The 10,528-nt window shown below is 69.7% G+C and carries 11 protein-coding genes; 4 read left to right on the top strand and 7 right to left on the bottom strand.

The features are described from left to right. Positions 1-731, top strand: a 731-nt coding sequence (locus AC27VN_RS20630) for a LysR substrate-binding domain-containing protein (protein ID WP_490877709.1), incomplete at its 5' end; no start/stop codon positions are given. Positions 732-761: 30 nt separating this feature from the next. Here AC27VN_RS20630 and AC27VN_RS20625 read toward each other — a convergent pair. Beyond that, the gene (locus AC27VN_RS20625; RefSeq protein WP_177239347.1) at positions 762-935 is read right to left on the bottom strand and encodes a hypothetical protein; all 174 of its coding nucleotides are present in this window, start codon (positions 933-935) and stop codon (positions 762-764) included. Positions 936-1,061: 126 nt separating this feature from the next. On the opposite strand from AC27VN_RS20625, the gene AC27VN_RS20620 reads away from it, so the two are divergent. Together AC27VN_RS20620 and AC27VN_RS20615 are read left to right on the top strand one after the other, a co-directional pair. Beyond that, positions 1,062-1,868 carry a metallophosphoesterase gene (locus AC27VN_RS20620; protein WP_490877708.1) on the top strand — a complete coding sequence of 269 codons (807 nt, stop codon included), beginning with the start codon at positions 1,062-1,064 and terminating at the stop codon, positions 1,866-1,868. Between the two features lie 83 nt (positions 1,869-1,951). After that, on the top strand, positions 1,952-2,356 hold the full coding sequence (locus AC27VN_RS20615) for a phage holin family protein (RefSeq protein ID WP_093343829.1): 405 nt from the start codon (positions 1,952-1,954) through the stop codon (positions 2,354-2,356). A gap of 13 nt (positions 2,357-2,369) precedes the next feature. Here the strand turns inward: AC27VN_RS20615 and AC27VN_RS20610 are convergent, their stop codons facing one another. From AC27VN_RS20610 to AC27VN_RS20595, 4 genes are all read right to left on the bottom strand, one after another. Next, positions 2,370-2,984 carry a TetR/AcrR family transcriptional regulator gene (locus AC27VN_RS20610; protein WP_256222581.1) on the bottom strand — a complete coding sequence of 205 codons (615 nt, stop codon included), beginning with the start codon at positions 2,982-2,984 and terminating at the stop codon, positions 2,370-2,372. An 81-nt stretch (positions 2,985-3,065) separates the two neighbouring features. Next, positions 3,066-4,550: a sensor domain-containing diguanylate cyclase gene (locus tag AC27VN_RS20605; RefSeq protein ID WP_093343828.1), complete on the bottom strand. Its 1,485-nt coding sequence runs from the start codon at positions 4,548-4,550 to the stop codon at positions 3,066-3,068. Positions 4,551-4,684: 134 nt separating this feature from the next. Continuing rightward, on the bottom strand, positions 4,685-5,848 hold the full coding sequence (locus tag AC27VN_RS20600; RefSeq protein ID WP_490877707.1) for an ABC transporter substrate-binding protein: 1,164 nt from the start codon (positions 5,846-5,848) through the stop codon (positions 4,685-4,687). Between the two features lie 126 nt (positions 5,849-5,974). Further along, the gene (locus AC27VN_RS20595; protein ID WP_490877706.1) at positions 5,975-7,561 is read right to left on the bottom strand and encodes a phospholipase D family protein; all 1,587 of its coding nucleotides are present in this window, start codon (positions 7,559-7,561) and stop codon (positions 5,975-5,977) included. Between the two features lie 108 nt (positions 7,562-7,669). On the opposite strand from AC27VN_RS20595, the gene AC27VN_RS20590 reads away from it, so the two are divergent. Next, a complete protein-coding gene (locus tag AC27VN_RS20590) occupies positions 7,670-8,899 on the top strand; it encodes a nucleoside recognition domain-containing protein (RefSeq protein WP_490877705.1) in 1,230 nt (409 codons plus the stop codon). Here AC27VN_RS20590 and AC27VN_RS20585 read toward each other — a convergent pair. Both AC27VN_RS20585 and AC27VN_RS20580 read right to left on the bottom strand, forming a co-directional pair. Further along, positions 8,881-9,636: an IclR family transcriptional regulator gene (locus AC27VN_RS20585; RefSeq protein ID WP_203203635.1), complete on the bottom strand. Its 756-nt coding sequence runs from the start codon at positions 9,634-9,636 to the stop codon at positions 8,881-8,883. The two genes, AC27VN_RS20590 and AC27VN_RS20585, sit on opposite strands and share 19 nt — an antisense overlap. 56 nt (positions 9,637-9,692) lie before the next feature. After that, the coding region (locus tag AC27VN_RS20580) for an HpcH/HpaI aldolase/citrate lyase family protein (RefSeq protein ID WP_490877704.1) at positions 9,693-10,528 on the bottom strand (836 nt) is incomplete at its 5' end.

The following is a 10,528-nucleotide window of genomic DNA, read 5'->3' as shown; positions in this document are numbered from 1 at the left end:
ACACGCTGGCGCCGGGCGAATTCGATGCCGGCACCGCCGACACCACCTTCCTGCTGGCGATGGCCGATGCCACCGCGGCCGAGCTGATGCCGGGCCTGGTGCGGATCGCCGAGACCGAGGCGCCCGGCATTTCGATGCGGGTGCTGCCGCTGACCACGCGCGACCCGCGCCGCATGCTCGAGCACGAGGAGGTCGACATGGCGATCGGCTACTTCCCGGCCGTGATCGCGAGCCTGGCGGCGCGCGGCCAGTCGGGCGTGGGCGTGCCCTTCGAGACCCAGCGGCTGTACCTGGGCCAGTACGTGTGCGTGATGCGCCGCGGCCATCCGCTGGCCGAACGGCCGCTCACGCTCGACGACTACTGCGCCGCGCGGCACCTGCTGGTGAGTTTCTCGGGCCGGCCCTATGGCTTCATCGACCAGACGCTGGGCGCGCTCGGGCGCGAGCGGCGCATCGTGGTCACGGTGAACCAGTTCTTCACGGCCGGCCAGGTGGTCGCGACCACCGATCTGCTGACCGTGCTGCCGCGCCATTTCGTGACGGTCACGGGCATCGGCGACCAGCTGGTGCTGCGCGACCTGCCCTTCGACCAGCCGCCGGTGCACGTGGATGCCATCTGGCACCGGCGCGCCCAGCACGCCCATTCGCACGAATGGCTGCGGCAATCGCTGCTGCGCTCGGCGGCGGCCGCTTTCGCGGGCTCGATACTCGGGCAGCAGGTGCCGGGCTGAAACGCCCGGCGGTTGGAATCGCTCGCGGGGTCAGCGAACGACGCGCAGCCAGGCGGCTGCCGCGCCGCGCAGTTCCTGCGCGTGGTGGGCGTCGAGGCCCGCGCGCACATCGGCGCTTTCCATCAGCGCCGCGGCGTGGCTGGCCGGCGCAGAATTGGCGGAGGAACGGAAGAAACGTGCCACTTGGGCAATGAGGCTGAACATGATGGTGCGCGGCTCTTGGCTGCGCTGCAGTGGTTGATGCCCCATAGATTAGGGGTTAACCCTAGTTAAAAAATGCCACATCTATGCGTGATACGCATAGGCTGATCCACCTAGATAGAAACCCTGATGAAACTGCAGCTGCTCTCGGACCTGCATCTCGAATCCCACCCGCGCTTCCACGCCGAGCCCGTGCCGGGCGCCGACCTGCTGGTGCTCGCGGGCGACGTGGGCTCCTACCAGGAAGGCTCGCGCCTGGAGGATCCCGACTTCGGCCTCGGCCGCTTCTCGCCCAAGAAGGGCTGGCCGACGCCCGTGATCTACGTGCCGGGCAACCACGAGTACGACAACCTCGATTTCGACGAAACCCACGTTCGGCTGCGCGCGCTGTGCGAGGAGCTCGGCATCCTCTGGCTCGAGCGCGAAACGCTGGTGATCGAGGGCATCCGCTTCGTCGGCACCACGCTGTGGGCCGATTTCGACGCGCTCGTGACGCCCACCGACGGCCTCGCCGAAGCGCTCAAGAAGCGCGGCAAGGCGATGCGCGCGGCCGACTTTTATCTCGAGAAGATGTCCTCGCGGCGCAATGGCGTGCCCTTCCTGTCGGCAGAATTGCGAGAGCAAGGGCTCACATGCCAGGCCTGGCTGCGCGAGGCGCTGGCCCGGCCTTTCGACGGCACCACGGTCGCCATCACCCATTTCGCGCCTTCGCTGGCCAGCGCCGATCCGCGCTACGGGCTCACGCCCGGCACCGCGGGCTTTTGCAACTCGCTCGACGAGCTGCTGCCGCAGGCCAGCCTCTGGCTGCACGGCCACCTGCACTGCGCCTTCGACTACGTGAAGGACGGCTGCCGCGTGGTCGCCAATCCGCTGGGCTACCGCAGCAAGGGCGAGCAGGAGGGCTTCCGGCCCGAGCTGCTGATCGAGATCCGCTGAGTCCGACAAAGCCGCCGCGATGCCGCCGATATGATGGCCCGCACTCCTCCAACCACCGCCCTTCGGCCTCTTGCCGCCCGCGCATGCTCGACAACCTCGCACCCTTCCTCATCCACTGGGCCATCACCGCGCTTTCGCTCTGGGTCGCCAGCCGCATCTTCAAGGGGCTGAGCTTCGAGAGCACCGGCGCGCTGATCATCTCGGCGCTGCTGCTGGGCCTGGCGAACGCGGTCGTGAAGCCGCTGCTGATCGTGCTGACCCTGCCGCTCACGCTGGTGACCTTCGGCCTGTTCCTGCTGGTGATCAACGCGCTGATGATCCTGCTGGTGGCGGCGCTGGTGCGCGGCTTCCGGGTCTCGGGCTTCTGGACCGCGCTGTTCGCGAGCCTGTTCGTCTCGATCCTCAGCATCCTGATCGGCGCCTTCGTCGGCGGCAGCGATCCGGCCACCACGATCCAGATGCCGCAAGGCACCGGCAACTGGCTCTAGCCAGCGCCGCGCTTCAGCGCGCGGCCAGCCCGTCGAAGCAGGTCGAGAGCACGAGCTCGACGATCTGCGCGTCGCTGTGCTGCCCGCCGCCCTGGAGAAAACCCAGCACCGGATCGCAGCCGCGCGCATAGAGCGTGTAGAGCACGCCGATCGCGGGCAGCTTGGGATTCATCGAGCCGTCGGCCTGGGCCGCCTGGATCCAGCCGCCGAGGGTGTCGCTGATGGTCACCAGCCGGTCGATGTAGCCGCGGTTGCCCAGCAGGGTCGCGCGCAGGCTGGAGTTCTGGTGCGGCAGCGTGGGCATCTCGCCCGCGAGCTGCAGCTCGAGCGCCCAGCGCACCGTGGCGCGCAGCTTGCCTATCGGCGGCTCCTCGGCCGGCAGCGCCGCGAGCATGTCGAGCGTGCGCTGCATCAGCCGCACCATCGCGGCGGCCGCCAGGTCTTCCTTGCTCGGGAAATGCTTGTAGAGGCTGGCCTTGGCGATGCCCACCGCGGCCGCGACCTCGTCGACCGTCATCGACTCGAAGCCCTTCTGCGCCAGCAGCCGGTTGGCGGTCTGCACGATGGCCTCTTCCCGCGCAGCCAGCATCTGCGCCTTGAAGGAAGGCTTGGCGGTCGAAACGGTCATGCCGAAATTCTAGTCTCGCGCGTCATCCGGCATACGGCGCGCGTGCCGAATTACCAAGCAGTCTGAAGTTCCGCCCCGGGCTCAGGCGCCGCGGCGCTCGTGCGCGCTGTCCTTGTAGTGCTGTGCCTTGTCCGCGTACATCGCGCGGTCGGCGCGCTGCAGCGCGGCCTCGAGCGAATCGCCCACGTGGCAGGTCGCCAGCCCGATCGCCAGGCTCAGCGCATGGCCGCTCTGGCCGGCATGGAACTGGTTGTTGAGCTCCAGCAGCGCGAGGATGCGCTCGCGCATCGCCTCGGCGCCGCGCTCGTCGGTCTGCGGCATCAGCACCGCGAACTCGTCGCCGCCGATGCGCGCGGGCCAGGACGGCGTGTCGACCGCCTTGTCGAGCACCTCGCCCATGCGGCGCAGCATGGTGTCGCCGGCGGCGTGGCCTTCCTGGTCGTTGAGCTGCTTCAGGCCGTTGAGGTCGATCGCCACGATCGACACCGGCCACGGCCCCTTGCGCGCCAGGCGGTTGAGCTCCTCGGTGTAGAAGGTGCGGTTGCACAGCTGCGTGAGCACGTCGTGCTTGCCCAGGTACTCGAGGTAGGCCTCGGCCTTCTTGCGCGCGGTGATGTCGACCAGCGAGACCAGCACCAGGTCCCAGCTGTCGAGCCGGTCTTCCTGCACCGCGAACTGCATGTGGATGTTGAGCAACTCGCCCGAGAGCGAATAGTTGATCACCTCGCGCTGCTGCAGCGTCTTGTGGTTCCACAGGTCGTTGAGCTGCTCGGCGAAGGACTCGCGCATCTCGTCGCGGAAGATGCGCGACAGGCTGCCCAGCAGGGTGCGCAGGTCGGGCGCGCCGAACATCCGCAGGGTCTCGTGGTTCACGTCGATGACGCGGATCTCCTGCATGCAGCGGGTCACGAACTCGGGATGCACCTTGAGGAAGGTGGCGAAGTCGGTGATGCCGCGCGCGCGCAGGTTGTCGAGCAGGCCGCGCACCGCGCTGAAGTCCTCCACCCACAGCGACACCGGCGAGTGGTCGAACAGGCTGCGCGCATAGCGCTCGCTCTCGGCCTGCCGGCGCTGGGCCGCCACGCGCTCGGTCACGTCGTCGAGCGCGACCAGCACGCGGTCCCAGTGCGCTTCGTGGCCCGGCAGCACGCGCGCGCGCACCCGCACGTCGAGCCGGCGGCCGTCGAGCGCGTAGTTCACGGTCTCGCTCTCGAAGCGCATCTGGCCGCGCCAGAGCTGGTCGAGCTCGTGCACCACGGTGGCCGACATGTCGCCGCGGAACACGCTGTCGAGCGACCCGAGCAGCTGCGCCTGGCTCTCGGCCGCGAACAGCTCGAGCGTGTGGCGGTTCACGCGCAGCACCTTCAGCGAGGCCATGCAGTCGCGCACCCGCTGCGGGTCCTCGGCCAGGAAGGCGACGAGGTCGGTCACGCCCTGCGCGCGCCAGCCGTCGAGCATGCGCCGCAGCGCGCTGTAGTCCTCGATCCAGAGCGAGACCGGCGCCAGATCGAAGGTGGCGTCGAGGTCGTCGACGGGAGCGGCATCGGTCGCGTCGGTCAGGTCCATCCGTGAAGCTTTCGAAAGAAGAGGCGGGACAAGCGGGGCAGCGCGGACTAAAACCTAATTATTACCCTGCCAAGACACCATGGCGCATCCCGCAACCGGGGATTCTGCCTGCCGCCCGTCCAGAAAAGCCCCGCTCAGCTCAGCATCTGGCCGCGGCTTCCGATCACCGCCACGTCCACGAAATTACCGCCTTCGCGGTTCGCGCGGCCGTAGTTCAGCTTCAGGCCGCCGAGGTCGAAGCCCTCGATGCGCTCAAGCCCCTGCAGCACCGAGGCACGATTCAGCGACGGCCCGGCGCGGCGCATGCCCTCGGCCAGCACGGCGGCATTCACGTAGCCCTCGAGGCTCGCGAGCGAGAACTCGCGCGTGCCGTTGGCGACCATGTCGGCCTGGTAGCGGCGCACGATCTCGAACTTGGTCGCGTTCGGCGATGGCACCACGATCGTGAAGCCCAGCCCGCGCGACAGCTCGCCGAGCGCGCCGAGCGAACTCGCCGTGATCGACAGCCCGTAGGCCGAGCTGTTGCCGCCCGCCTCGCGCAGCGCCTTGAGGAACACCGGCGCCGTGCCCGCGAGGCCGACGATCACCACCTGCGGCTTCGCCTGGGCGATGGCCGTGGCGGCCGGGCCGACCTCCATGCTGGTGGTGTTGGGCGTGGTCGCGACCACGGCCGGCTCGAGCTTCGCCTTCGCGAGCGAGGCCTTGAAGGCCGCCAGCAGCGACTGGCCCAGCGGGTCGTCGGAATGCACGAGGCCGATGCGGTCCTGGCCCAGCACCCGGGCCGTGCTCACCAGCTTCTCGATCTCCTGCGCGTAGTTGACGCGCACCCAGAAGGTGTTGGGCGCGTTCTTCTTGCGCAGCGCGAGGGTGCCGGTCAGCGGCCCCACCACGGCCATGCCCGGCACCGCGTCCATCACCTCCGAGGACGGGCGCGTGCCCAGCGGATGCAGCAGCGCGAGCACCGAAGCGTCCTTCTCGAAGGCCAGCGCATTGGCCTTGGCCAGCTCGGGCTTGAACTGGTCGTCGGCCATCACGAGTTCGACCTTGGTGCCGTTGAAGCCGCCCGCGCGGTTCATCGCCGCGAAGAAGGCCGAGGAGCCCTGGAACAGCCCCTGGCCATTGACCTTCTCCACGCTGCTGTTGTCGAAGGTGGCGCCGATGCGCAGCGGCCGGTTCTGCGCGAAGGCCGGCAGGCCCAGGCCCGCGGCGAAGGCCGTGGCCGCGAGGCGGCCCAGGGCCCGGCGGCGGCCGGTGGGCAGGACGGGGGATGGCGGCACGCGCGGCGTCGCGACGGTCATGGTTCGAGGCTCCCTGGCGACATCCTGGCGATGTCTTGGTGACAAAACTTCACACTTTTGCCAGGAATGTAACTCACACCGTTCGCGCCGGAATGACAGGCCGGCCGCCCCGCCCGCCGTGGCGTGTCAGAGCAGCTCTTCGCCCACGATCGGCAGCAGCAGCCAGTTCTTGAAACGCAGCCAGATGAACTCGCCGGGCTCGTCCTCGTGGACGATGTCGCCGCCCGCGTCGTCGTACTCGAGCCACTGCACGCGGCGGCCGTCGGGCCCCAGCCGCAGGCGGTAGCCGATGTTCACGCGCGCGGTGGTGCGCATCAGCCGGTCGTAGTCGTTGACCATGTCGGGGCTGTCGATCACCAGCCCCATCTCGGTGTTGACCGCGGCCGAGCGGTGGTCGAGGTTCATCGAGCCGACGAAGAAGCGCTCGTCGTCCACGATCGCGAGCTTGGCGTGCAGTCGGCTGATGGTCTTGCCGAAGTCGCCGAACTGGCCCGAGCGCCCGCTGAGCAGCGGCGCGATCTCGAAGATGTTGACGCCGATCTTCAGCATGTCGGCGCGGTAGCGCTCGTAGCCCGCGTAGGCCAGCGGCTCGTCGGTGGCGCCCAGCGAATTGGTGATCACCGTGATGCGCGCGCCCGAGGCGATGTTCTTCTTCATCTGCGCCATGCCGCGCGCGCCCGGAATGAAGTAGGGCGAAGCGATCTTCACGTCGTGCTGCGCCGAGTCGATGACGCCGAGCGCGCCCTCGGTCACGCTGCCGCGGTAGGCCAGCTCGGGCTTGCGCGTGATCTTCTCGGGGTCGTCCACGAACAGCGTGAACGGCGCCCAGTAGCGGTCGAGCTTGCCGGTGATCAGCTGCTCGCCCACCGGCGACTTGTCGAGGATGTCGCGCGGGCGGATCGGCACGTCGGGCACCGCCGTGCGCGCGATCTCGTCGAAGCGGCGCTGCGCCGCCTCGGGCGTCATCGCCAGCGGCGCGATGTTCTCGATCGGGCGCACGTGCGGGCTGTTCCAGTAGCGGTCGAAGCCGTCCGACATCTGGCGCACCACCGGGCCGCACGAGATCACGTCCATGTCGATGAAGTTCGCCGCGGTGCTGCGCATGAAGTACTCGTTGGCGATGTTGCGCCCGCCCGAGACCGCGAAGCTGTTGTCGGCGATCAGCAGCTTGTTGTGCATGCGGTGGTTGATGCGGCCGAAGTCGGTGATCGACAGCGCCAGCCGCGTGGCCAGCGAGCTCGCGCGCGAAGGCAGCGGGTTGAACAGCCGCACCTCCACGTTCGGGAAGGCCGAGAAGGTGCTGAAGACCTCGTCGGCGCCGCCGGTGTAGAGGTCGTCGACCAGCAGGCGCACGCGCACGCCGCGCGCGGCCGCCTCGCGCAGCTCCTTGAGGAACAGCAGGCCGACGTCGTCGTTCTCGATCAGGTAGTACTGGACGTCGAGCGACTTCTCGGCGTGGCGCGCCAGCGAGATGCGCGCGTCGAAGGCGAAGGCCGCCTCGGGCAACAGCCGGAAGCCCGACAGCGGGGTTTCGCTGCCGCCCGGCGCGTCCTTGTACGCGAGCTGGCCCAGCTCGGTCTGCGTCACGTCGGTGAAGGCCAGCGTCGGCGGCTTGTCGGGCGGCGGTGGCGGCAGGCTCGCGCAACCCGAAATCCATGCGGCCGCGGCGCACAGGGCGAGCGCGGCAAGGCGGCGGAGCGAGGTGGCGGGCATGGCTCGAAATGTAGCTCGCGGCGGTGACGAACGTCACCCCTATGATCGGCGCGGCGCCACGGGCGCATGCGAGGGTAAGAGAAGGCTAAGAAAAGGGGTCGGAAAAGAGTGCTCAACGGCTTGTGGCTGGGTTTCTTCCTGGTGGCGGCGCTGGCCGCCTTCGGCCGCTGGCTGCTCGGCGGCGACCCGGCCGTCTTCGCGGCGCTGGTCGAGAGCCTGTTCGCGATGGCCAGGCTCGCGGTCGAGGTCATGGTGCTGCTGTTCGGCACCCTCACCCTGTGGCTGGGCTTCCTGCGCATCGCCGAAGCGGCCGGCCTCGTGGCCTGGCTCGCGCGCATGCTCGGCCCGCTGTTCCGCCGGCTCATGCCCGGCGTGCCGGCCGGCCATCCGGCGCTGGGCCTGATCACCATGAACTTCGCGGCCAACGCGCTCGGCCTGGACAACGCCGCCACGCCGATCGGCCTGAAGGCGATGCGCGAGCTGCAGCGGCTCAACCCCGACCCGGTCACGGCCACCAACGCGCAGATCCTGTTCCTGGTGCTCAACGCCTCCTCGCTCACGCTGCTGCCGGTCACCATCTTCATGTACCGCGCGCAGCAGGGCGCGGCCGATCCCACGCTGGTGTTCCTGCCGATCCTGCTGGCCACCAGCGCCTCTACGCTGGTCGGGCTGCTCTCGGTGGCTGCGGTGCAGCGGCTCAAGCTGTGGGACCCGGTGGTGCTGGCCTACCTGCTGCCGGGCGCGCTGCTGCTCGGTGGCTTCATGGCGCTGCTGGGCACGCTCTCGGCCGCGGCCATCGCCGCGCTCTCCTCGCTGCTGGGCAACCTCACGCTGTTCGGCGTGCTCGTCGCCTTCCTGCTGGCCGGCGCGCTGAAGCGCGTGAAGGTCTACGAATGCTTCATCGAGGGCGCCAAGGAAGGCTTCGACATCGCGAAGAACCTGCTGCCCTACCTGGTCGCGATGCTGTGCGCGATCGGCGTGCTGCGCGCCTCGGGCGCGCTCGACCTCGCGCTCGAGGGCGTGCGCTGGCTGGTCCATGCGGGCGGCTTCGATGCGCGCTTCGTCGACGCCCTGCCGACCGCGCTGGTCAAGCCCTTTTCGGGCAGCGCGGCACGCGCGATGCTGATCGAGACCATGAAGAGCCAGGGCGTCGACAGCTTCCCCGCGCTCGCGGCCGCCACCATCCAGGGCAGCACCGAGACCACCTTCTACGTGCTGGCCGTGTACTTCGGCGCGGTCGGCATCCAGCGCGCGCGGCACACGGTGGCCTGCGCGCTGCTGGCCGAGCTGGCCGGCGTGATCGCGGCGATCGCGGTCTGCTACTGGTTCTTCGGCTGAAGACCGGCGTCCGGCAGGTGCGCCGCGATCTCCTCGCGCATGATGCGCGCCAGCTCTTCACGGCGCGGCTGGATCCTGAACATCGGACCGCCCACCAGCAGCGCGAACTGGCGCTGCCCCACCTGCAGCGGCAGCGCCACGCCGCCGAGGTCGGCCGTGAACTCCGCGGCGCCCTCGAACCATCCACGCTGGATCGAGCGCGCGATCTCGATCTCGACCGCCTCCACGCTCATCAGCGTGGTCGGCGTGTAACGCTCGAACACGGCCTTGCGCAGCACGGTGGCGCGGTCGGCATCGGACAGCTGCGACAGCAGCGCGCGGCCGGTGGCGGTGACGTGCAGCGGCACCAGCTTGCCGGGCGCGGCCGAATAGCGCACGGCATGCGGCGACTCGACCGCGTCGATGAACAGCGCCTGGCCGCCGCTGATGGCGCCGAGCACGGCCGTCTCCTGGGTCCGTTTCGACAGCGCCTCCAGCAGCGTGCGCAGGCTCGGCGGCAGCGGCGCGGCGCGCTCGATCGCATCGATGAGCTGCTGCCAGCGCGGCGACGGATAGACGCCTTCGCGCGCGCGCGGCTCGTAGAGGTAGCCGCGATTGGCCAGCGTGCCCAGCAGGTTGAAGGTGCTCGAGCGCGGCCAGCCGAAATGCTTCGAGATCTCGGCCAGCGTGGCCGGCCGTCGATGCGTCGCGAAGAACTCGATCAGCTCCAGGGCGTTGACGACCTGCTTGACATCCACGGATGAAAATTTCCTTCTGACTGACGACGGAGTGGGGCTCGGTATCGGCGGGAAGTCTAGCCGGAGCCCACCGGCCCGCCCGGAGCGTCCAGGCCGAGGATGCGACGCGCCTGCACCTCGTGCGGCCGGTCGATCATCCGGCCATCGAGGCTCGCCACGCCCGCGGGCGTGGCGGCGAGCGCGTCCAGCACGGCGCGGGCCCAGCGGCGCTCCGCCTCCGAGGGTTCGAAGGCCGCGTTGACGATGGCGCACTGGTCCGGATGGATCGCCGCCTTGGCGCGAAAGCCGTCGACGCGCGCCGCCGAGGCCTCGGCGCGCAGGCCCTCGGCATCGGCGAAGTCGGTGTAGACCGCGTCGATGGCCATCACCTCGGCCGCCGCGGCGCCGAGCAGGCACAGGTTGCGCGCGAGCTCGAACGGCGCGCGGTAGCGCCCGTCCGTGCGGTTCGACGACGCGCCCAGCGCACCCGCCAGGTCCTCGGCACCCCACATCAGGCCGCACAGCCGCGCGCTGCTTCCCGCATAGCCGGCGAGTCCCAGCACGGCGGCCGGCGTCTCGGTCGCCACTGCAATGATCGAGGTGCGGCCCGGCGGCAGCGCGAGCGCCGCCTCCATGCCGTCGAGCACGTGGTCGAGGCGAACGATGTCCTTGCGCCCCGCGCACTTGGGCAGCACCACGCCATCGGGCGCACCGGGCATCACGGCGCCGAGATCGGCGAGCGTGAGGCCGGTGTCGAAGGCATTGACGCGCACGAACACGCGGCGCCCGCCCCGCTCGCGGCCCAGGGCCTCGCGCGCCAGCCGCCGGGCCTCGTCCTTGCGCTGCGGCGCCACCGCGTCCTCGAGGTCGAGGATCAGCGCGTCGGCCGCGCTCGTGAACGACTTGTCGATCT

The sequence above is a fragment of the Variovorax sp. 20P10.2.4 genome, from assembly GCF_058244205.1.
The sequence above is the reverse complement of the archived record's forward strand: the minus strand, read 5'-3'. Positions and strand labels throughout refer to the sequence as shown.

What these genes read in the sequence shown, in the direction of transcription:
- AC27VN_RS20615 (WP_093343829.1), top strand. Translation starts at nt 1,952, where the DNA reads ATGCTCGACAACCTCGCACCCTTCCTCATCCACTGGGCCATCACCGCG.
- AC27VN_RS20600 (WP_490877707.1), bottom strand. Translation starts at nt 5,848, where the DNA reads ATGACCGTCGCGACGCCGCGCGTGCCGCCATCCCCCGTCCTGCCCACC.
- AC27VN_RS20620 (WP_490877708.1), top strand. Translation starts at nt 1,062, where the DNA reads ATGAAACTGCAGCTGCTCTCGGACCTGCATCTCGAATCCCACCCGCGC.
- AC27VN_RS20625 (WP_177239347.1), bottom strand. Translation starts at nt 935, where the DNA reads ATGTTCAGCCTCATTGCCCAAGTGGCACGTTTCTTCCGTTCCTCCGCC.
- AC27VN_RS20595 (WP_490877706.1), bottom strand. Translation starts at nt 7,561, where the DNA reads ATGCCCGCCACCTCGCTCCGCCGCCTTGCCGCGCTCGCCCTGTGCGCC.
- AC27VN_RS20605 (WP_093343828.1), bottom strand. Translation starts at nt 4,550, where the DNA reads ATGGACCTGACCGACGCGACCGATGCCGCTCCCGTCGACGACCTCGAC.
- AC27VN_RS20610 (WP_256222581.1), bottom strand. Translation starts at nt 2,984, where the DNA reads ATGACCGTTTCGACCGCCAAGCCTTCCTTCAAGGCGCAGATGCTGGCT.